The organism is Azospira restricta (assembly GCF_016858125.1).
GTDB lineage: Bacteria > Pseudomonadota > Gammaproteobacteria > Burkholderiales > Rhodocyclaceae > Proximibacter > Proximibacter restrictus.
The window spans coordinates 1,854,022-1,874,868 of sequence record NZ_CP064781.1; the positions used below are offsets into that span (position 1 = coordinate 1,854,022).

Genomic DNA, 20,847 nt, shown 5'->3' on the forward strand with positions numbered 1-20,847 from the left:
TCAGTCCTTCGCATCGTGGGGGGGATTCCGAAAGTGCTTGAGCCACTGGCCGAACTGGCCGTCGCCGACGGTCGCCGGTGGCGGCAGGCTGCCCTTCGGCAGCGTGTGCAGTGTGCGCATCTGGCCGGGGGCGATGCCGATCACCAGCCAGGTGTCCTCGACCTCGACCAGCAGGATGCGTTCGCGCGGTCCGAGTGCCAGCGCGCCGACGATGCGCAGCGGTCCCTGGCCGCCGATCAGGCCGCGGCCGCCGTTGAGCCGCCTGGTCAGCCAGGCGGCGCCGACGAACAGCGCGAGCAGCAGCGCGAGCATGGCGAAGGTCTGCAGCATCGTGCCCGCCGAGACGCCGGGCGCCGCGGCCTCGGCGGCGGCGACGGACAAGGCCGGCACGCCGGCGGCGAGCGCGGCGAGGCGGCCGCAGCGGACGGTCGGAAAGCGGGGCGGGGGCAGGGAGGTCACGGGGGCCTATCTTAATGCAAGGCGCCCCGCGGCGAAACCGGCAACGGCGGCCGGCCGGCTCAGCGGCCGAGTTTGCGCATGCGCTCGGCGGGGGTGATGATGTCGGTCAGGCGGATGCCGAACTTCTCGTTCACGACGACGACCTCGCCCTGTGCGATCAGCGTGCCGTTGACCAGCACGTCGAGCGGCTCGCCGGCCATTGCGTCGAGTTCGACCACCGAGCCGTGCGCGAGCTGCAGCAGGTTCTTGATCGTCAGCTTGGTGCGGCCGAGCTCGACGGTGATATGGACCGGGATGTCCAGGATCAGCTCGAGTTCGTTCATCACCGAGCCCTTGCCCGGCTCGCCGCCGAAGTTCTGGAAGATCTGCGCCGGTGCGGCAGCCTGCTGGGCCGCCGCGGCGCCGGACTCGGCGATCGCCTGCTCGGCCATCGCGGCCGCCCAGTCGTCCTCGCTGATCGCGTCTTCCGCGCCGCCGGCGAGGTTCTCGGTATCCTCAGACATGCTGTTCCCCTTGCGTCGATTCCTGCTTCTCGGAAGCGATGAAGCGTTCCACCTTGATCGCGTATTGACCCTGCTGCTGGCCGAAAGTGCATTCCAGCAGCGGCACGCTATCCACCTTGGCGATGATCGTGTCCGGGATGGCGACCGGAATCACGTCGCCGACCTTCATTTTCTGGATCTGCCCCAGCGTCAGCGTGGCATGGGTCAGTTCCGCCGTGATCTCCACCTCGGCGCTCTGCAGCTGCTTCCGGAGCGTGGTGATCCAGCGCTTGTCGGTCGACAGCTGGTCGCTCTGCATGCTGCTGTAGAGCAGGTCGCGGATCGGCTCGAGCATCGAGTACGGGAAGCAGATGTGCATTTCCGCCGCGGCGCCGCCGAACTCGATCGAGAAGGTCGTCGATACGACGATTTCCGACGGCGTCGCGATGTTCGCGAACTGCGAATTCATCTCGGAGCGGATGTACTCGAACTTGAGGTCGTGCACCGGCTTCCACGAGCGCCCGTATTCGGCGAAGACGACGTCGAGCATGCCCTGGATGATGCGCTGCTCGGTCATCGTGAAGTCGCGGCCTTCGACGCGGGTGTGGAAGCGGCCGTCGCCGCCGAACATGTTGTCGACGACGAGGAAGACCAGGTTCGGGTCGAAGATGAACAGGCTGGTGCCGCGCAGCGGCTTTGCCGCAACCAGGTTGAGGTTGGTCGGGACCACCAGGTTGCGGATGAACTCGCTGTACTTCTGCACCTTGATCGGCCCCACCGAGATCTCGGCGTTGCGGTGCATGTAGTTGAACAGGCCGATGCGCAGATAACGGGCGAAGCGCTCGTTGATCAGCTCCATCGTGGGCATGCGCCCGCGGACGATCCTTTCCTGCGTGCCGAGGTTGTAGTTGCGCGGGCCGCTGCCTTCCTCGGCCTGCGCTTCCGGCTCGTCGGTTTCCCCGGTGACGCCCTTGAGCAGGGCGTCGACTTCTTCCTGGGAAAGAAAGTCCTGGGCCATGGCTTACTGGATGATGAAGGTGGTGAACAACACCGCGCGCACCGCGCCTTCGCTCGCCTTGCCCTTCGCCGGCTCGACGTCGACGATGCCGTTGATCGTTGCCTTGATCTCGTCCGCAAGCAGCTTCTTGCCATCGCGCGTGGCGATCTCGGAAGGCTTCTTCGACGACAGGATGTTCATGATCTCATGGCGCAGCTTCGGCATGTACTGCTTGAGCTTCTCGGCGACCGCGGCGTCCTCCGCCTCGACGCTGATGGTGACCTGCAGGTACTGCTCGCCGGTCTCCGGGACCAGATTGACGGTGAACGGCTCCATCGGAATATAGACCGGCGGTGCCTCCTTTTCCGCTTTCTTCTTCTTGCCCTTGTCGGTTTCGGCGGCGACCTCGTCGCCTTCGGCCGCGTCGCCGCTCTTCTTCAGCAGCAGGAAGGCGGCACCGCCGCCGATCAGGACGAGCAGCAGCACCGCGGCGACGATGATGATGAGCAGCTTCTTGCTCTTCTTCGGCGGTGCGTCAGCGGTGTCGGCGGCTTTTTCTTCTTTGGCCATTGCAAATCCCTCTAGTGTTTCGCGCGCATTGTAGCGCGCCCCCTACCCGGATGCCCGGCCGCAGGTTCGCGGCGGCCGGCATGCCGTCCCCTTCACGTGTGCTGCGTCGTCAGGCGAACGTATCGACCAGGCCGTTGCCGGCACGGAGCGCAGCGCGCGTCGCCCCGCTTCCGGCGTCCATCCTGCCGCTGTGGCCCTCGTCGTGCCCGCCGCTAGTGCCGGCGGTGCCGCGCTCACCTGCGAACTGCTGCTGCGCCTGGCGGAAGGACTCGGCGCTGACGTTGGCCTGTCCCAGCTCGACGCCGACGCCGGCCAGCATTTCCCGCAGCCGCGGCAGCGCGGCTTCGATCACCTCGCGCACCTCGGCGTTGGCCGAGACGAAGACCGCGCTCGCCTGGTCGTTCTTCACGCTCAACGATATTTCTATCGGCCCCATTTGCGGCGGGTTGAGGGTGATTTGGGCATTTTGCCGGTCCTGCGTCGCCATCCAGACGATCTTCTGGCTGAATTCGCCGGGCCAAGCCGGATCCCGTACTGGCGTTGCCAGCTGCAGCGCGTCGGCGCCGGTGCGCGTCGGCGCGTGCGGCGTCGCCGGCGTCGGCACGGCGTGCGTCGGCGCTTCGGCAATCGCCGCCGTCGATTCGGCAAGCTTTTGCTCGACGGCGGCAAAGTTTGCCGGCGCCTGCGCTGCGGCTGTGGCGGCGAATGGCGCTGGCTTGCCGTCGTCGCCTGTCGGGGCGGCGGCTGCGGCCGTCGGTGTGGCCGGAGTCGCTGCCGATAGCTCGGCAGCTGCCGTGGATTGCGTCAGGTTCGCCGCGGCGAGCGGTGGCGGGCTCCCGCCGTTGGTGCTCGGGGCACCGCCGGCTTGCGGCGCGCGCGGGTCGAGGACCAGTCCCATCGCCGCCAGCAGTAGCGTCGGATCGCCGGCGCCGGCCATGTCGGTGCCGGCGGTATCGGAACTGGCCTCGGCGGGCAGCGTGGCGTCCGTGCCATCGATTGCGCTTGCCGGCAGAATCTGCTTGGCGATGTCGCCGGCCAACTGGCCGAGCAGCAGCGCCGCAAAATCGACACCGGCGGCGTCCGCGCCGCTTCCTGTCGATGCAGCGATGGCAGTGGGCAGGCCCGGCAACGGGATAGCGGCGACGGCAGTTGGCATTGCGGTGACTCCACGGACGAAGGTTCGCTTCGCCATCAGCAAACGCCGTGCCAGCGTCGTCAGGTGTCCTCTTTGAGGTGCTTGCGGGCCGCGAACTCGTCGATGGCCTTCTGCTCGCGCCGGTTCTCCTTCGCCTCCTCGGCGCGGGAGTGGCGGACCGACAGCGTGTCGATGGCCTTCAGGCGGACCCGCTGCGCCTGCCAGTGCGCCTGGCCGGCGGTGGTCTTGTGGCGGGACTGGATCACCGCCTGCTGCTGCTGTGCGATGGCGTCGTCGAGACGGGCGAGGAAATCCTGGAAGTTCTTCCATTGCAGCGGCGCCATGCCGGCCTGCGCCGACGCCTGGAAGCGGCCGGCGTATTCCTCGCGGTACTGGCAGAGGAGGTCGAGCTTGGCCTTCGCGTCCTGTTCGGCGGCGATCAGGCGCGCCAGCTGCTGCGTGGCGTCGTCGGCGCGACGCTGCATCAGTTCGAGCACGGTCTGCAGGGCGAAGGGTTTGCTCATCGGGAAGGGCCGTCTGGATGTCTCATTTTAGAACTGCGACGCCGACATTGCCTGCGCGGATTGCGTCGTGTCCGGCGGGCCTCAGGCGGCGAGACCGAACAGCTGGCGCAGGCCGCCGACACTGTCGGCGCTGGCCGACTGCTCGGACAGGTTCTGCTGCAGGAAACGCTCGAACAGCGGGTACTGCGCGATCGCCTGGTCGAGCAGCGGGTCGCTGCCGGCGACGTAGGCGCCGACGCTGATCAGGTCGCGCGAGCGCTGGTAGCGCGAATAGAGCTGCTTGAAGCGGCGGATCGCGTCGAGGTGGCCGTCGTCGATCAGGTTCACCATCGCCCGCGAGATCGACTGTTCGATGTCGATCGCCGGGTAGTGGCCGGCGTCGGCGAGCGTGCGCGAGAGCACGATGTGGCCGTCGAGGATCGCGCGCGCGGAGTCGGCGATCGGGTCCTGCTGGTCGTCGCCTTCGGCAAGCACGGTGTAGAAGGCGGTGATCGAGCCGCCGCCCTCGGGGCCGTTGCCGGCGCGCTCGACCAGCTGCGGCAGGCGGGCGAAGACCGACGGTGGATAGCCGCGGGTCACCGGCGGCTCGCCGACGGCGAGCGCGATCTCGCGCTGCGCCATCGCGTAGCGGGTCAGCGAATCCATGATCAGCAGCACCTGCCGGCCCTGGTCGCGGAAATACTCGGCGATGCTGGTGGCGTAGGCGGCGCCCTGCAGCCGCATCAGCGGGCTGACGTCGGCCGGCGCGGCGACGACGACGGCGCGGCGCAGGCCCTCCTCGCCGAGGATCTGCTCGATGAATTCCTTCACCTCGCGCCCCCGTTCGCCGATCAGGCCGACGACGATCACTTCCGCCTCGGTGTAGCGCGCCATCATCCCGAGCAGCACCGACTTGCCGACGCCGGAACCGGCGAACAGGCCCATGCGCTGGCCGCGGCCGACGGTCAGCAGCGCGTTGATGGCGCGGACGCCGACGTCCAGCGTCTGCGTGATCGGTGCCCGCGACATCGGGTTGATCGGCCGGCTCTGCAGCGGGCGCAGCGTGTCGGTATGGAGCGGGCCGTGCTGGTCGAGCGGGCGGCCGGCGGCGTCGACGATGCGCCCGAGCAGCGCGTCGCCGACCGGCATCAGCTTGGCGCGGTCGATGATCCGCCGCCGCTGCAGCCGCGGCCTGCCGATCTTCGGCAGCGGCGTGCGCGTCTCGTAGGCGGTGACGCGAGCGCCGGGGGAGAGACCGTAGACGTCCTCGGACGGCATCAGGAACAGCTTCTCGCCGGCGAAGCCGACCACCTCCGCCTCGACCGGCGTGCCGCCGATCGGGGTGATGCGGCAGGAACTGCCGAGCGGCAGCTTGAGGCCGCTCGCCTCCATGACCAGGCCGTTGATCCGCGTCAGGTGGCCGCTGCTGAGGATGGGGCTGGCGTCTTCCGCTGCGCCGCGGCACTGTTCGAGGAAGTCGCGCCAGCCGGCGGCGTGGTTGGGCAGCCCGTCGCTCACCGGGCCCTCCGCCTGCCGTCCTGCGCCATCCTCGCCGCGGGCCGATGGGCTCGCCCGGCGGGCGGCCGAGCCGGCGCGCTCACGGTTTTGGCTCCAGCCATTCGCCGCTGGTGCCGATCGCCTCGAGGACGCGCCGCCAGCGCGTTTCCAGCGTTGCGTCGACTTCGCTGGCGCCGGCCTCGACGCGGCAGCCGCCGGCGGTGATGCTGCCGTCCTCGATGATGCGCCAGCCGTTGTGCGCCAGCTGCTCGCCGAGGTGCGTGCGCACCAGCGCGGCGTCGGCGGGATTCAGGTAGAGCGCCGGGTGGCCGTTGTGCAGTGACATTGCCGCCAGCGCCTCGCGCACGATCGGCAGCAGCAGCTCCGGGCGCACGCGCAGGCTTTGCCGAAGTACCTGCGCAGCGATCTCGACGGCGACCGCGAGCAGCGTCTCGCCGACCTGCTGGTCGAACTGCTGCAGCTGCTGCCGCAGGTTGTCGCCGAGCGCGGCGATCTGCGCGGCTTCCGCCTGTGCCAGCGCGAGACCCTCGGCGTGGCCGGCGGCGCGGCCGGCCTCCAGTCCGGCGGCGTGGCCGCTGGCGTAGGCCTCGTTGTGGATGCGCTCGACGTCCTCCGCGGTCGGCAGCGCAATCGCCGGCGCTTCGTCGGCGGGCGGTGCTTCGCCGGCCGGCGGCACCAGTCCGCCCGGCTTGCCGTCGTCGAAGGCGCCGAGTTCCCAGCGCTCGTAGGCGGAGAGCTTTTCCTTGGGGATGAAGCCGGAGGACATGAACTGCAGCTTAGATCATCTGCTCGCCGCCGGCACCGCCGAGGACGATCTGCCCCTCGTCGGCGAGGCGGCGGACGATCTTGAGGATTTCCTTCTGCTCCGCCTCGACCTCGGAGACGCGCACCGGGCCGCGTGCTTCGAGGTCCTCGCGCAGCATCTCGGCGGCGCGCTGCGACATGTTCTTGAAGATCTTCTCGCGCAGCTCGGGCGAGGCGCCCTTCATCGCCAGGATCAGCGAATCGGACTGGATCTCGCGCAGCAGCAGCTGGATCGAACGGTCTTCCAGGTCGAGCAGGTTCTCGAAGACGAACATCTCGTCGAGGATCTTCTGCGCGAGGTCGGGGTCGTATTCGCGGATCGCGTCGAGCACCGAGGTCTCGTTGGCGGTGCCCATGAAGTTGAGGATCTCGGCGACCGGCCGTACGCCGCCCATCGCCGCCTTCTTCAGGTTCGACGAGCCGGAGAGGATGCGCAGCATGACCTCGTTCAGCTCCTTCAGCGCCGTCGGCTGGATGCCCTCGAGCGTCGCGATGCGGAGGACGACGTCGTTCCTCAGGCGCTCGGTGAACTGGTTGAGGATCTCGCTGGAATGGTCGTGCTCGAGGTGCACGAGGATGGTGGCGATGATCTGCGGGTGCTCGTTCTTGATCAGGTCGGCCACCGTCGGCGCATCCATCCACTTCAGGCCCTCGATGCCGGCGGTATCGCCGCCCTGCAGGATGCGCGAGATCAGGTTGGAGGCCTTGTCGTCGCCGAGCGCCTTGGTCAGCACCGAGCGGATGTAGGCGTCGGTATCGATATGCACCGCCGCCGATTCGCCGGCGGATTTGTGGAAGTCGTCGAGCACCGTCTCGACGCGGGTGCGCGGCACCGAGCGCAGCGCCGCCATGGCGTGGCCGATCTTCTGCACCTCGCGCGGACCGAGGTGCTTGAGCACTTCCGCCGCCCGTTCCTCGCCCAGCGAGATGAGCAGGATCGCGGCCTTTTCGATGCCTTCGTCAGCTGGCATTGGAGCCGGTCCAATCCTTGATGATGTTGGCGACGACCTTCGGGTCCTGCTCGGCGACGCCGCGCGCCCGGTCCAGCTTGTCTTCGAACGGCGTCGGTCCGCCTTCTCCCGCTTCCTCGGCCATCGCGCCGTAGGCGGCGGCGCCGCGGGCGGCGTGCTCGCCCGGGCGCGGCGTCAGCATCAGCGTGATCAGCGGCTTCACCACCTTGAGCAGCAGGTAGGCGATGATGCCGGCGATCGCGCCGTACTTGATCAGGTCCTTGAGCAGCGACAGCAGGTCCGGATCCTTCCACAGCGGCAGGCCGTCGTCGGCGCGCTCGACGGCGGTGAACGACGCGTTCGCTACCGACAGCGTGTCGCCGCGGTCCTTGCTGAAGCCCATCGCCTCGCGCGCGAGGTCGTTGATCTGCTTCAGCTCGTTGTCGGTAAGCGGCTTCGTCGCCGGCTTGCCGTCCTTGCCGATCTCCTTGCGGTGATTCACCACCACCGCCGCCGACAGCCGGCGGACGACGCCGGCCGACTGCTTGGTGTGGCGGATCGTGCGGTCGACCTCGTAGTTGATCGTCGCGTTCTTGGTGGTCGCGACCGGCTGGCCGATGCTGGCGATCGGCGCCTGCACGCCGGCGGCGTTGATCTGGCCCGGCGCGCCGAGGTTGGCCGTCGCCCCTGCCGGTGCCGCACCGGGTACGGCCGGCTGCGTCAGCGGCGCAGTGGCCGGTACCGGCGGCTGGTTGGAGAGGGCGCCCGGGACGCCGACTGCCGGCGTCGAGGTGCCGCTCGCCGTCTCCGCGGTCTGCTGGCTGCGGACGACGATGTCCGGCGGCGTCGTGTTCGGCTTGTGCGTTTCTGCCGTCTGCTCGCTCTGCGAGAAGTCGATGTCGGCGGCGACCTGCACCTTGGCGTTGCCGGGGCCGACGATCGGCGTCAGGATGTCCTCGATGCGCTTGATCACCGCGCTTTCGACTTCGTGGACGTACTTCACCTGGGTCGGGTCGAGGCCGGCATCCATCAGCTTGCTCTTCAGCTGCGACAGCACCGCGCCGCTCTGGTCGAGGACGGCGACGTTGGCGGTCGGCATCTGCGGCACGCTGGAGGCGACCAGGTTCTGGATGCCGGCGATCTGCGCCGGCTCCAGCGCGCGGCCCGGGTAGAGGCTGAGCAGCACCGAGGCCGAGGGCTTCTGTTCCTCGCGCACGAAGACAGTCGGCTTGGGAATCGCCAGATGCACGCGCGCGCCCTGGACCGCGGCGATCGACTGGATCGTCCGCGACAGTTCGCCTTCCAGCGCGCGCTGGTAGTTCACCTGCTCGGCGAACTGGCTGATGCCGAATTTCTGGTTCTCCATCAGCTCGAAGCCGACTGAGCCGCCTTTCGGCAGTCCCTGCGAGGCGAGCCGCAGGCGCACCTCGTGCACGCGGTTGCTCGGCACCAGGATGGCGCCGCCGCCTTCGGAGAACTTGTAGGGAACGTTGAGCTGTTCGAGCGCGGTGATGATCGCGCCGCCGTCGCGTTCGGAAATGTTCGAGAAAAGGACGCGGAAATCGGATTGCCTGAACCACAGCACGCTGCCGACCAAAAGGGCGATCACCGCGGCGATCGACACCATCAACATCAATTTCTGCTGGTTATCCAGGCGGGAAAATGCCTGCTGCAGACGGCCGGTGCTGCCTGCCGCTCCTGCGCCCGCGATGGATTCCGGTGTTGCCGCCATGCCGTCCTTTATTCCCGATTAATCAAGCAAAAAGCGCAAAGTTCTGAGAAATATTCTACTATTGTAGCCGCAATCTGCATGGGATTCTCCCCGAATGACCGATTCCTCGCAATTAGAGAAGGCGCAGGACCTGCAGCGCGCTTTCGACGTCTTCAACCAGGTGTCGCACGAACTGACGCAGGCCTATGCCGGGCTGCAGGCGCGCGTGCAGTCGCTGACCGACGAGCTGGCCGTGGCCAACGGCGAGCTGCGTCGCCAGTACGAGGAAAAGGAAGCGCTTTCCGAACGTTTGGGCCTGCTGCTCGACGCGCTGCCGGCAGGGGTCGTCGTCGTCGACGCGGCGGGCGCCGTCAGCGAGGCCAACCCGGCGGCGCGGGCGATGCTCGGCGAGGATCTGTGCGGGCGGGCGTGGCAGGGCGTGGCCGGCGCGCTGCAGCCGGTGGCGCCGCCGGACGAATTCGCGATCGGCGGCCGCCGCGTGTCGCTTGCCGAGAGCGCGCTGGCCTCTGCCGGCGGCCGCATCATCCTGATCCACGACATCAGCGCGGCGCACGAGATGAAGGCGAACCTCGAACGCAGCCAGCGGCTGGCGGCGATGGGCGAGATGGCGGCGTCGCTGGCGCACCAGTTGCGCACGCCGCTCGCCACCGCGCTGCTGTACAGCGCCAATCTCGCCAAGCCGGACCTTGCCGACGACGCGCGCGCGCGCTTTGCCGAGAAGGCGAGCGAGCAGCTGCGTCGGCTCGAGCGCCTGATCCAGGACGTGCTGCTGTTCGCCCGCGGCGAGCAGATAGGGCGCGAGGTGATCCCGCTCGGCGAACTGCTCGCCGAGGCGGCGCAGACGATGGAGCCGCAGTGCGCGCTGCGCGGCGTGACGCTGCGCCGGGACGGCGAGGCCGGCGCGGCTATAATCGTCGGCGGCCGCAAGCCGCTCGCCGGCGCGCTGCTCAACCTGCTGGAGAACGCGCTGCAGGTCTGCGAGCCGGGCGGGACGGTCGGCCTCGGTGTCGAAGTGCTCGGCAAACGGGTGCGCATCCGCGTCCGCGACACCGGCCCCGGCATCCCGCCGGAGCAGCAGGAGCGGATCTTCGAGCCTTTCTTCACGACCAAGGCGCACGGCACCGGCCTCGGGCTGGCGATCGCGCAGGGCGTGGCGCGGGCGCACGGCGGCGGCATTGCGGTGTCGTCGCGCGCCGGCGACGGCGCCGAATTCGTCATCGACCTGCCGGTGGGCACGGTCGCCGATATTCAGGAACAAGGATGAACCAGGAACTGCCGATACTCGTCGTCGAGGACGACCCCAACCTGCGCGAGGCGATCTGCGACACGCTGCTGCTCGCCGGCAAGACGGTGCTGTCGGCGCCGGGCGGGCACGAGGCGCTGGCGATCCTCTCGGGACGCGCGGTGTCGCTGGTGGTCAGCGACGTGCGCATGATGCCGATGGACGGCATCGCGCTGCTGAAGGAGATCCGCACGCACTGGCCGCACCTGCCGGTGGTGCTGATGACCGCCTACGCCGATGTCGACCGCGCGGTCGAAGCGATGCGCGCCGGCGCCTGCGACTTCCTGCTGAAGCCCTTCGAGCCGCCGGCCTTGCTCGCGCACGTCGAGAAGTACAAGCTGCCGGAGGCGGAGGACGACGCCGGCGTGGTCGCCTTCGATACCGCCAGCCGCAACCTGTTCTCGCTGGCGGCGCGCGTCGCGCAGACCGACGCGACGGTGCTGCTCACCGGCGAATCGGGCGTCGGCAAGGAAGTGGTCGCCCGCTACATCCATCAGCACTCGGCGCGCCGCCACGGGCCGTTCGTCGCCATCAACTGTGCGGCGATTCCGGACACGCTGCTCGAGGCGACGCTGTTCGGCTACGAGAAGGGCGCCTTCACCGGCGCCCAGCAGGCGCAGGCCGGCAAGTTCGAGCAGGCGCAGGACGGCACGCTGCTGCTCGACGAGGTCACCGAGATGCCGCTGTCGCTGCAGGCCAAGCTCCTGCGCGTGCTGCAGGAGCGCGAGGTGGAGCGGGTCGGCGGCAAGAAGCCGGTGGCGCTGAACATCCGCATCGTCGCCACCTCCAACCGCGACATGGCCGAGGCGGTGCAGCGCGGCGTCTTTCGCGAGGACCTCTACTACCGCCTGAACGTCTTCCCGCTGCCGATCCCGGCGCTGCGCCAGCGGCCGGACGACATCGTGCCGCTCGCCCGCCATTTCCTCGCTGCGCACGGCGGCACCGTCGGCCGCGCCGGCCTGGTGCTGTCGCCGGCGGCGGAGGCGGCGCTGTGCGCGCACGCCTGGCCGGGCAACGTGCGCGAGTTGGAGAACGTGATCCAGCGCGCGATGATCCTGGCTCCCGGCGACGTCGTCGAGCCGGCGCACCTGCATCTGCTCGCCGCGCCGCGACCGGCGGCGGCCGAGCCGACGGAGCCGGCGCGGGGCGAGCCGGCGAAGGCCGACAGCATCCGCGACCTGGAGCGCGAGCACATCCTGGAGACGCTGGCGGCGGTCGGCGGCTCGCGCAAGCTGGCGATCGAGCGCCTCGGCATTTCGGAACGGACCTTGCGTTACAAGCTCAAACAGTACAAGGACGAGGGCTTCTTCCAGGAATGAGTGCTGGATGGCACGATGCTTGCTGCAGTTCTGCCTGAATTGAACGGAGCCGGAACATGGACACCAAGGGTATCGACCAGATGTTGAGCGTGCTGCGGGCGACGGCCACGCAGGCCGCCGGGAAACCGCAGGAGGCGCAGGCCCCGGCGGGGGGCGTCGACTTCGCGACGGTGCTGAAGAATTCGATCGAGCAGGTGAACCAGACGCAGCAGCAGGCGGAAACCTTGGCGGCAAATTTTGCCGCCGGCGACGGCAATGCCAACCTGCACGACGTGATGATCGCGCTGCAGAAGGCCAACGTCTCGTTCCAGGAGATGGTGCAGGTGCGCAACCGGCTGGTGTCGGCCTACCAGGACGTGATGAACATCCAGGTCTGACGGCGTCTGGCGGCAGCCAACTGAAAGGGCCGGTCTTGCCGGCCCTTTCGCTTTATTCCATGCCCGACAGCCGGGCCTTGCGCTCGCGCTCGACGCGGGTGATGTAGCGCTGGATCATCGTCAGCCGCGTGCCCGGCAGGTCCTCGTATTCGCAGCCGACGCGCAGGTGCTGGTTGCCGCTCTTGGTGGTGACGTCGAAGGCGTTGCGCACGACCAGGTTGCAGACCAGCACGCCTTCCTCGGGAAGTTCGATGCGGCAGTCGCGGAAGCCGGTGCCGACCAGGAAGTCCTCCTTGAACTCCGGCTTGACCATCAGCCCGACGCCGCCGCCGCTGATGTCGAGCAGCGGCAGTTCCATCGGCACCGTCGCGCCGTCCGGCCGCTTCACCGTCAGCTTGCAGCGGACCGGATTGGCGACCGGCGTCGTCAGCCGGTAGTATTCGCGGCGCTGCAGGCGCAGCACGCTCTCCGGAATGATGCCGCGCAGCGCCGGCCGGTTGGCGTGCTTGACCAGTTCCAGCCGCTTCAGGCTGAACTGCACTTTGACCTTGTCGAGCGAGGTGGTGAATACGAAGCGGTCGGCCTTCAGCGCGCGGTTGTTCATCTCCTCGTCGCTGCCCATGTCGAAGGTCAGCGTGCCGCGCTCGGCGTCGACGTCGAGCAGCGAGGTCAGCAGGAAGGAGCGGCCCTGGTCGAAATAGACGGTGATCAGGCTGCTTTTCTGCAGCACGGCCCGCAGCACGAAGATGATTTCGGTTCGGGAATGCAGCAGGTACTTGCCGTAGATGCCTTCCTGTTCCAGCTCCAGCTTGCTGGATGCCGAGGACGTTCCCGACGGGACTTCGTTTTCCGACATGTATTTGTTTCCGAATCGTGTATTGCGTGCGGGTGACCCGGGAGTTTAATGCAAAACAACGAGGCGGAGAACGGAAACGCCCGTCGGCGGCTGCGGCGTGCCGCGGTGCTCAGGGCGGTGGGGGCAGCGTCAGGTCGGGGGGCGGCGCGTTCTCCCCGCGCTCGATGCGGTACAGCCAGGCGAGCAGCTCGGCGACGGCGACGTAGAGCTGCGGCGGAATGCGCTGGTCGAGGTCGATCTGCAGCAACAGCGAGACCAGCTCCGGCGATTCGTGGACATAGACCCCGTGTTCCTTGGCGCGGGCGATGATCTCTTCGGCGATCAGGCCGCGGCCCTTGGCGACGACGCGCGGCGCCGCGTCGGTCTCGCGGTAGGCGAGCGCGACCGCGGTGCGTAGCGAGTCATTCCGGTCGGGGTTCATGGTGTCCCACGGTGAATCCGCCGAGCGCGAGTCCCGCCGCCGCCAGCTGGCCGCGCAGCGCATCGCCGCCGTTCGCCAGGCGCATCGCGGCGTCGCCGGAGGCGGCCGAGATCGACAGCGTCAGTTCGCCGCCGGCGATGCGCAGCGCGGCACGCACCTCGCCCAGTTGCGGCATGGTCAGCGTCAGCCGCGTCTGCCAGGGGGGGGGCTTCCGCTTCGCCGTCCGCCTGCCGGCCGCCGTCCTCCTCGACGATTTCCCATTGCATCGGTTGTCCGGGCCAGGCCTGGCCCTGCCAGACGTAGGTTTGCGTGGCCAGCGCTTCCAGCTGTTGCTGGACGATCGGCAGCAGGTCCGGGGCCACCGGCTGTCCGGGGGGCAGCGGCGCTTGCTGCGGTGCTGCGGCGAGCGCCCGCGGCGCCGTGTCCGCAGCGGTTGCTTCCTGTATCGCTGGCGTCGCCGCTGTCGCCGTCGTGGCTGTCGGTGTTGGCGACGGTCGGAAATCCTGGGTCGGCGGCACCGGGCCGGCGAGCGCCGAATGCCGCCCCTGCGGCTGGCTGAGCAGGGTTTCCAGCGGCCGTGCGTTGAGCACCCACTGCGATTGATGCGCTTCGTAGAACATGCCGCTCTGCGTGATCGCCTGGCGGAGCAGCGGCACCAGTTCCGCGGCGCTGGCCGGCGGCTTGCCGGCGATCGGCTGGTTGGCGTTGAGCGGCGCCGGCTGCGCCTGCTCGCCGCGTTCGCGGCGCGGCAGCAGTTCGGCGATGAAGCTCGCCGTGCGCGACAGCGAGGTCTCGACCGCCGGCCGCTCGCCGCCGGCGGCGGCCTCGCCCTGGCCTCCGCGGCGGGCGACCAGCGCCAGCGCGAGGCGGCCGTCGTTGTCGACGACTTCCAGTTCGAGCGTGTCGCCGGCCTTGGCCGAGAACGGCAGCGCCAGCGTCACGTCGCGCTGGTTGACCAGCGCCCGGTAGGCGCCGTTCGGCAGCAGGGCCTGGATCTCGGCGAGCACCCGCTGCCCGGGAACGAGGTCGGCGAGCGCGTCGGAAACCTGCTGCGCCGTCGGGACGCGGGGAACGGCGGCGTCGGTCGTCAGCTGCAGGCGACTGGCGATTTCCGATGGGATCATCTCAACTAAGGCCTATCGGCTGCGTCCCTCTGTTCGCGGAAGGCAAGGAGCGCTATCCGTTACGGGGTCGAATCTGTCGTCGGTGTGGTGCGGTTCTGCGCGAAGCAGTCCAGCATCGGCTGTACCTGTGCCATCCACGGTTTGATCCTGGCCGCCATTGTCTGCTGCGCTGCAAGGATCTCTTCCATGAGGAGGCGGGCTTCACCCCGTTGTTCCGTCGTAAGTGACGCGACCGAACAGTTCTGGAGATCCGCGAACAGCCTTTCGGCGTTCTGCCATTCGATCAGTACGCTATCCCAATCTAGCGTTTCGGCTTGTGCAGTCAGGCGCCGATGGCAGTCTGTCAGTTGACGCAGGGCTGCCAACATGTCGGTCATGCTGCCGTGCCCGTTGCCTTGTTGGCGGCAGTCCCCTCGACCTCGTCGCGGATTTCGATCCAGGCCCCTTGGATTTCGGTGAGCAGCCCGAGCACCTCATCGAGTGCCGCCGGGTCGTTATGGAGGTTGGCGTGCAAGAGGCGGCGCCCCATGTAGTCGTACAGCGCGTAAAGATTCTTCGCCAGTTCGCCGCCGTCCTCGGTGTTGAGACTGACCCGCAGGCCGTTCAGGATGATGTCGATCGCCTTTGAGATGGCGAGGCCTTTCTCTCCGACCTCGCCGTTCCGCAAGTGCGCCTGGGCGATGATGATCGCCTGCTTGGCGCCTTCGAACAGCAGGATGATCAACTGGTGCGGGCTGGCGCCCTGCACTGCCGTTTCGATGCCGACGGTCTTGTAGGCGTTGACCGGGTTGGTGGGTGAGCCGAACATAAATTCCTTCCCTTTTGCGGCGACTTAGAAGCTCAACGAAGCAAGTTGCTGCGAGAGATAGCTGGAGGTTGTCTGCATTTTTCCCATCAAGGCATCGAGCGCGGAAAACTGCGCGCGATAGCGCTTCTCGACTGCTTCGAGGCGGCGGGATAGCTCGTCCGAGCGGCTTTCCAGAATCTTGATGTTTGCGTTGATGCCGTCGGAGCGTGACGTGACGATGCCGTCGGTGGCATTCATTGCCGTCGTCAACGTGTCGAATTTTGTGCCGTAGGCGGCCACGGTCGTTGCCACCGAAGACCAGTTTTTCGTGATCGCCGATTGCAGCACCGTCGAATCGATCTTCAGCGACCCGTCGGTCTGGAAGCTGATGCCGAGGTCGGCCAGGCGCTGGTATTCGCTGCTGGCGCCCGACGGCACGTTGTAGAGCGCGTCCCGGAGCTGGCTGAGCACGCTGCTGACCATCGAGTCGCCGTTGAGGATGCCCGCCTTTTTGGTCGTCGCGTCGTACTTGGTGAGGTCCTTGGCCGTGGTGTTCAGCTCGTTGAAGGCCTTCACGAACGCCTCGACCTTGCTCGTCAGGTTTGCGGTGTCGTTGCTGATGGTCAGTTGGGTCGGGGAGCCGAGGTTCGTCTTGGTCAGGTTCAAGGTGACGCCGGTAATGGCATCGGTGACCGTGTTCGACGTGGTGTCCTTGATCAGGATGCCGTCGATGCGGACGATCGCATCCTGGCCGGCATCCTTCTGCGTCAGGCCCCCGCTTCCGGCAACCGGGTCGAAACTGAAACTGCCGAGGCCGGCGGACGCGGTAATGCGCACCTGCCCGGTCTCGCCGGAGAATTTGCTGGTGACCACCAGTTGCGCGCCGCTGGCGCCGTTGACGATGGTTGCGGTGGCGTTTGCGCCGGAGCTGTTGATGGCATCGCGCACCTGCGACAGCGTGGCGCCGGCACTGACCGTAACCGCCACCGCCGAGGTGCCGCTCTTTGCCGTGAAGACGCCGCCGACGGTGCTGCCGACCTCAATGGTCAGCGTGCCTCCGGACGAAGTGTCGGGCGACGTCGACGACAGCAGCTTGTGGGTGCCGGCAAGTCGTTCGACCTCCAGACTGTAGACGCCGGCCGCAGCGCTGCTGGTGGTTGTCGCGGAAGCGATCGTCGTGTCGGCGACGACCCCTTTGAATGAATAAAGCTTGCTGGTGGTCGACATCGCCGAGGCTGCCGACTGCAGCGCGGCGATTGCGCTCTTGATTTTTCCGACCGCCGACAGCTTGTTGTTGAATTCGGTCTGCCGGGTCTGCAGCGCCGTCAGCGGCTGACGTTCCAACGCCATCAGCTTGGTGACGATGCCTTCAGCGTCGATTCCGGAGCCGACGCCCAGTGAGGTAATGGCCATGATTCACTCCTTGCTGCTGCGAGTGGAGTTCAGGCTTGTTGCTTGACCAGAAGTCCCTGCAGTTTGTCCAGTGCCTTGGCGATTTCCAGCATCTCTTCCGACGGGATTTGGCGGATTACTTCCTTTGTTCCCCGGTCGATGACCTTGACCACCGTGACGCCGATGTCTTCGTCAATCGAAAACTGGATATCGGCAGCTTTTGCGCTGACGAAATTCTGCACCTTTTTGACCGCCGATTCTACTTCCGTCGTGCTCGGCTGCGCGCTTTTCGAGGTTTCCGCAACCGGCGCGACCGCGGTCTGCGTCAGTACGGCAGTGGGCGGTGCTTCGTTGCCTGCGGATTTTCCGGCTTGCGCGGGGAGGGGGGAGGGCAGAGTGGCTGCCGAGCCGGGTTGAGGGCCGCCGAGCGAAGAAATTGACATGATCTTCTCCTTCTCTTCCTGTGACAGAGCCGGCGCGGGAGATCCCGCGCCGGCTCCACCTATACAGGATCAATCCCGCGGTTTAACGGAGCAGCGACAGCACGTTCTGCGGGATCGCGTTGGCTTGCGAGACCATCGCCGTACCCGCTTGCTGCAGAATCTGGGCGCGCGCGAGGTTGGCGGTTTCGGCCGCGAAGTCGGCGTCCATGATGCGGCTCCGTGCAGCAGTCTGGTTTTCGACGGCGCCCTGCAGGTAGCTGATGGTGAAGCTCAGCCGGCTCTGCGTGCCGCCGACCGATGCGCGGTTGGTGGCGACGCTGCCCAGCCAGGCGTCGATGCTGGCGAGAGCGGTCGAGGCGCCGGCGGTGGTGGTCACCGAGGTGCCGGTGACGCCAACGCTGCTGAAAGTGCCGGAGATCGAGTCGCCGGCGTCGGCGCCGACCTGGAAGCTGAAGGTGGCGAAGACGCTCTGGCCGTTCAGCTTGGCGGCGCCCTGGATGCGGGAGGCTTCCGCCTGCAGCGCGCTGTATTCGGTGTCGATCTTCGAACGTTCGGTGTCGGACAGGGTGCCGTTGAGCGACTGGGTGGCCAGTTCGCGCATCCGTTGCAGCTGGTCGGCGACGGTGGCCAGCGCGGTGTCGGCGGTCTGCGCGTACGAGATGCCGTCCGAGGCGTTGCGCATGGCGACGGTCATGCCGCGGGCCTGCGATTCCATCTTCTGCGCGACGGCCAGGCCGGCGGCGTCGTCCTTGGCGCTGTTGACGCGCAGGCCCGACGACAGTCGCTGCAGCGCGGTGCCGAGGCCCTGGCTGTTGTAGTTCAGGTTGCGCTGGGCGTTGAGCGACATCACGTTGGTGTTGATAACCTGTGCCATTTTGTATCTCCTTCGAGCATTGACTGGTTGATTGGCTTGGGCCGATTTCCCGGCTTCCGTCATACGGGCCTTGCGCGCCCTTAGGTCCATTGACGGCAGCGGCGAGAGAAAACTTTAGCGCTTATTAAAAAAACCCTGTGCTAGACTTCGATGCGCTTATCCGTTAGCTTTTCCCGTCGGAAAAAATTATATGAATCATGATGTTGCCGGGCGGTGGCAAGAGGTCTTCGACGATGCCGTCAGTCTTTTCCAGAGGGGGGATCTGGCCGGCGCCGAAGCCGCCTGCCGAAATCTGCTGAAGCAGACGCCCGACGACGAGATCGTCCTTTACCTGCTGGCGCAGGCGCTGCATCGCCGCAACCGGCCCGACGAGGCGGCTGCTTGCCTCAGGCGCCTGGTCGAGCTGAATCCGGCGCAGTCCCGCTACCATAACGATCTCGGCGTGATGCTGGCCGCTCAGGGCAAGTGGCCGGAGGCGGAAGCCAGTTATCGGCTGGCCGTGGCACTGGACAGCGGTAATGCCGATGCGGTCTTCAATCACGCGCTGGCCCTGTTGCGCCTGAAGCGTACGGGCGAGGCGCGTGCAACGCTGGAGCGCTTGCCGGCGTCGATGGCCGGGCTGCCCGACGTCTGCGCCTTGCGCGGCGAGCTGGCCCGTGCCGAAGGGAACGCCGAGCAAGCCGTCGACGAATTCCGGAAGGCGATCGCGCTCGGGATGGATACCGCCGACATCCATGTCAATCTTGGCTTGGCGATGGAGGATCTCAGCCGCGGCGACGACGCCTTCGACGAGCTCAGTCGCGCGGAGCGTATCGACCCCGACGACGCGATGACCTGTTTCCACCTCGGTAACCAGCATCGCGCGCGAGGCGACATCGAGACGGCGACGCGGTATTACCGCAAGGCGATTGCTGCGCGCCCGGACCTCGCGGAGGCCCACAACAACCTCGGCCTGATCTTGCAGTCGAGCGACGATGCCGCTGCCGCCGAGTGCTTTCGGCGGGCTCTGAACATCGCGCCGAACCTGGATGCCGCCTATACCAACCTGGGCAGCTGCCGCCTCAAGCAAGGGGCGATGGAAGGTGCCATCGAAAGTTTCCGCAAGGCGTTGGAGCTCAATCCGGACTCGCACGAGGCGTGGAACAATCTGGGCAACGTCTATTTGCGGCTGCAGCGTCTGGACGAAGCGGAACATGCCTACCGGGAGGCTTTGCGCTTGCAGCCCGAATACCGCGAGGCCGATCTCAACCTCGGCATCCTGCTGCTGCTGCGCGGCGACCTGGCGGCGGGGTGGCCACATTACGAGAGCCGCTGGGCGTTGCCCGAGATCAGTGCGAAGCGGCCGAAGTTCGCGCAACCCGAGTGGCAGGGCGAACCGCTGGCGCAGCGCACCCTGCTCGTCTATGCCGAGCAGGGCATGGGCGACAACCTGCAGTTCGCGCGCTACCTGCCGCTGCTGAAAGAACGTCACCCCCAGGCGAGGATCCTGTTCTGGTCTGTGCCGCCGCTGTTCCGCCTGTTCGCGAACTGCGCGGCGGCCTGGGGGGTCGAGATCCTGCCGCCGACGGTCGATCTCGAGTCGCTGGCGATCGACTGCCACGTGGCACTGCTGTCGCTTCCCGGCCGCATGGGAACGACGCTGGAAGCAATTCCGGCGCAGGTGCCCTACATCGTTCCCGACCGACAACTCGTCGCGCGCTGGGCGGACCGCCTCGGCGACCTACCGGGGAAGAAGGTGGGCATCGTCTGGGCCAGCGGTGAAACCTATGCCTACCATCGTTTTCGGACAATGCGCCTGACCCAGCTGGCGCCCCTCTTCGACGTCGGCGGCGTCAGCTGGGTGTCCTTGCAGAAGGGCCGGGCGGAAGCGGAAATCGCCGAAGCCGGGTGGCAGGCGCGCATTGTCGATCGGATGGGCGATGTCGAGGATTTTGCCGATACCGCAGCAATCATCGCGAACCTCGACCTGGTCGTCAGCGTCGATACCTCGGTACCCCATCTCGCCGGTGCGATGGGTGTCCCGGTCTGGCTCCTCGACCGCTTCGACACCGACTGGCGGTGGCTGCTCGACCGCAGCGACAGTCCGTGGTATCCCGGCATGCGTATTTTCCGTCAGGCCACCTTCGGCGAATGGCCGCCGGTCGTTGCCGAGGCCGCGGCGGCACTCGGTGCCTGGCGCGGCGGAACAGTGCCGGTCGCGGTCGAGTCAGCGGGGCCCGCTGCTGCGCGTGGCGCCGAGCCTGCCGGCAAGCTCAAGCTGAATCTCGGCTGCGGCAACCGCAAGGCGGCGGGTTTCGTGAACGTCGACTGCGTCGCCGCCTGTGCGCCGGATCTGGTGGTCAACCTCGAGCAGATGCCGTGGCCGTGGGAGGACGACTCCGTCGACGAGGTCAAGCTGACGCATGTGCTCGAACACCTCGGACAGAGCCCCGATGCATTCCTCGCCATCGTCAGGGAGCTATGGCGCGTCTGTTGCGACGGGGCTCGCATCGACATTGCCGTGCCTCATCCGCGCAGCGATTTCTTCATCGGCGATCCGACGCATGTCCGCCCGATCACCGCCGGCATGCTGAACCTTTTCAACCGGCGCCTGAATCGCGAGTGGGCGGCGATCGGTGCGGCGAATACGCCGCTCGGGGATATTCTCGGCGTCGACTTCGAAGTCGAGTCGGTTGTCCACGACCTGATGCCGCGTTGGCGGGAGGCGCTGAGTTCGGGGCGGATGAGCGAGGCGGAGGTGATGCAGGCAATCGACGACTACAACAATGTCGTCGAGCAGACGCGGATCGTCTGGCGGGTCAACAAACGGCGCTTCTGAATGG

Annotated in this window: 23 protein-coding genes; 5 read left to right on the forward strand and 18 right to left on the reverse strand. The window is 67.3% G+C overall.

The window, feature by feature from the left end:
* The 10 genes from fliO to fliF form a co-directional block, all read right to left on the reverse strand.
* Complete coding sequence (fliO, locus tag IWH25_RS09130; RefSeq protein ID WP_203388995.1) at positions 1-459, reverse strand: flagellar biosynthetic protein FliO; 459 nt, start codon at positions 457-459, stop codon at positions 1-3.
* A 59-nt stretch (positions 460-518) separates the two neighbouring features.
* The gene (gene fliN, locus IWH25_RS09135; protein WP_203388996.1) at positions 519-962 is read right to left on the reverse strand and encodes a flagellar motor switch protein FliN; all 444 of its coding nucleotides are present in this window, start codon (positions 960-962) and stop codon (positions 519-521) included.
* Positions 955-1,959: a flagellar motor switch protein FliM gene (fliM, locus tag IWH25_RS09140; protein ID WP_203388997.1), complete on the reverse strand. Its 1,005-nt coding sequence runs from the start codon at positions 1,957-1,959 to the stop codon at positions 955-957. Before fliM ends, fliN begins: the two co-directional genes overlap by 8 nt.
* Before the next feature lie 3 nt (positions 1,960-1,962).
* Positions 1,963-2,508, reverse strand: a complete 546-nt coding sequence (gene fliL, locus IWH25_RS09145) for a flagellar basal body-associated protein FliL (protein ID WP_203388998.1) — start codon at positions 2,506-2,508, stop codon at positions 1,963-1,965.
* A gap of 109 nt (positions 2,509-2,617) precedes the next feature.
* Positions 2,618-3,700 (reverse strand): flagellar hook-length control protein FliK, encoded by a 1,083-nt coding sequence (locus IWH25_RS09150; RefSeq protein ID WP_203388999.1) that lies wholly within the window; start codon positions 3,698-3,700, stop codon positions 2,618-2,620.
* A gap of 23 nt (positions 3,701-3,723) precedes the next feature.
* Positions 3,724-4,167, reverse strand: coding sequence for a flagellar export protein FliJ (gene fliJ, locus IWH25_RS09155; protein ID WP_203389000.1), 444 nt, complete (start codon positions 4,165-4,167; stop codon positions 3,724-3,726).
* An 81-nt stretch (positions 4,168-4,248) separates the two neighbouring features.
* Entirely contained in the window at positions 4,249-5,664 is a 1,416-nt protein-coding gene (fliI, locus tag IWH25_RS09160; RefSeq protein ID WP_203389001.1) for a flagellar protein export ATPase FliI, read from the reverse strand.
* 79 nt (positions 5,665-5,743) lie between these two features.
* Positions 5,744-6,430 (reverse strand): flagellar assembly protein FliH, encoded by a 687-nt coding sequence (locus IWH25_RS09165; protein WP_203389002.1) that lies wholly within the window; start codon positions 6,428-6,430, stop codon positions 5,744-5,746.
* A gap of 10 nt (positions 6,431-6,440) precedes the next feature.
* Positions 6,441-7,439: a flagellar motor switch protein FliG gene (gene fliG / locus IWH25_RS09170; protein ID WP_203389003.1), complete on the reverse strand. Its 999-nt coding sequence runs from the start codon at positions 7,437-7,439 to the stop codon at positions 6,441-6,443.
* Positions 7,429-9,150: a flagellar basal-body MS-ring/collar protein FliF gene (gene fliF / locus IWH25_RS09175; protein ID WP_203389004.1), complete on the reverse strand. Its 1,722-nt coding sequence runs from the start codon at positions 9,148-9,150 to the stop codon at positions 7,429-7,431. The genes fliG and fliF overlap by 11 nt, the downstream gene beginning before the upstream one ends.
* 94 nt (positions 9,151-9,244) lie before the next feature.
* On the opposite strand from fliF, the gene IWH25_RS09180 reads away from it, so the two are divergent.
* Genes IWH25_RS09180 through fliE form a run of 3 tightly spaced genes read left to right on the forward strand, consistent with a single transcriptional unit; the run spans position 9,245 to position 12,128 of the window.
* Complete coding sequence (locus IWH25_RS09180) at positions 9,245-10,414, forward strand: sensor histidine kinase (RefSeq protein ID WP_203389005.1); 1,170 nt, start codon at positions 9,245-9,247, stop codon at positions 10,412-10,414.
* On the forward strand, positions 10,411-11,751 hold the full coding sequence (locus IWH25_RS09185) for a sigma-54-dependent transcriptional regulator (RefSeq protein WP_203389006.1): 1,341 nt from the start codon (positions 10,411-10,413) through the stop codon (positions 11,749-11,751). The genes IWH25_RS09180 and IWH25_RS09185 overlap by 4 nt, the downstream gene beginning before the upstream one ends.
* Before the next feature lie 56 nt (positions 11,752-11,807).
* The gene (gene fliE / locus IWH25_RS09190) at positions 11,808-12,128 is read left to right on the forward strand and encodes a flagellar hook-basal body complex protein FliE (RefSeq protein WP_203389007.1); all 321 of its coding nucleotides are present in this window, start codon (positions 11,808-11,810) and stop codon (positions 12,126-12,128) included.
* Between the two features lie 52 nt (positions 12,129-12,180).
* Here the strand turns inward: fliE and IWH25_RS09195 are convergent, their stop codons facing one another.
* The 3 genes from IWH25_RS09195 to IWH25_RS19310 form a co-directional block, all read right to left on the reverse strand.
* On the reverse strand, positions 12,181-12,984 hold the full coding sequence (locus tag IWH25_RS09195; protein WP_203389008.1) for a flagellar brake protein: 804 nt from the start codon (positions 12,982-12,984) through the stop codon (positions 12,181-12,183).
* Between the two features lie 109 nt (positions 12,985-13,093).
* Complete coding sequence (locus IWH25_RS09200) at positions 13,094-13,405, reverse strand: EscU/YscU/HrcU family type III secretion system export apparatus switch protein (RefSeq protein ID WP_203389009.1); 312 nt, start codon at positions 13,403-13,405, stop codon at positions 13,094-13,096.
* Entirely contained in the window at positions 13,386-13,580 is a 195-nt protein-coding gene (locus IWH25_RS19310) for a flagellar hook-length control protein FliK (protein WP_376990906.1), read from the reverse strand. The genes IWH25_RS09200 and IWH25_RS19310 overlap by 20 nt, the downstream gene beginning before the upstream one ends.
* 361 nt (positions 13,581-13,941) lie before the next feature.
* On the opposite strand from IWH25_RS19310, the gene IWH25_RS19315 reads away from it, so the two are divergent.
* Positions 13,942-14,538 (forward strand): hypothetical protein, encoded by a 597-nt coding sequence (locus IWH25_RS19315; RefSeq protein WP_376990905.1) that lies wholly within the window; start codon positions 13,942-13,944, stop codon positions 14,536-14,538.
* A 50-nt stretch (positions 14,539-14,588) separates the two neighbouring features.
* On the opposite strand, the gene IWH25_RS09210 is transcribed toward IWH25_RS19315, so the two are convergent.
* The 5 genes from IWH25_RS09210 to IWH25_RS09230 form a co-directional block, all read right to left on the reverse strand.
* Entirely contained in the window at positions 14,589-14,906 is a 318-nt protein-coding gene (locus IWH25_RS09210; RefSeq protein ID WP_203389010.1) for a hypothetical protein, read from the reverse strand.
* Entirely contained in the window at positions 14,903-15,337 is a 435-nt protein-coding gene (fliS, locus tag IWH25_RS09215; protein WP_203389011.1) for a flagellar export chaperone FliS, read from the reverse strand. The genes IWH25_RS09210 and fliS overlap by 4 nt, the downstream gene beginning before the upstream one ends.
* Positions 15,338-15,361: 24 nt before the next feature.
* Entirely contained in the window at positions 15,362-16,729 is a 1,368-nt protein-coding gene (gene fliD, locus IWH25_RS09220; protein ID WP_203389012.1) for a flagellar filament capping protein FliD, read from the reverse strand.
* 29 nt (positions 16,730-16,758) lie between these two features.
* On the reverse strand, positions 16,759-17,151 hold the full coding sequence (locus IWH25_RS09225; protein WP_203389013.1) for a flagellar protein FlaG: 393 nt from the start codon (positions 17,149-17,151) through the stop codon (positions 16,759-16,761).
* 82 nt (positions 17,152-17,233) lie between these two features.
* On the reverse strand, positions 17,234-18,025 hold the full coding sequence (locus IWH25_RS09230; RefSeq protein WP_203389014.1) for a flagellin N-terminal helical domain-containing protein: 792 nt from the start codon (positions 18,023-18,025) through the stop codon (positions 17,234-17,236).
* A gap of 190 nt (positions 18,026-18,215) precedes the next feature.
* Here IWH25_RS09230 and IWH25_RS09235 point away from each other — a divergent pair, with 190 nt between their 5' ends.
* Positions 18,216-20,843, forward strand: coding sequence for a tetratricopeptide repeat protein (locus IWH25_RS09235; RefSeq protein ID WP_203389015.1), 2,628 nt, complete (start codon positions 18,216-18,218; stop codon positions 20,841-20,843).
* Positions 20,844-20,847 lie beyond the last annotated feature (4 nt).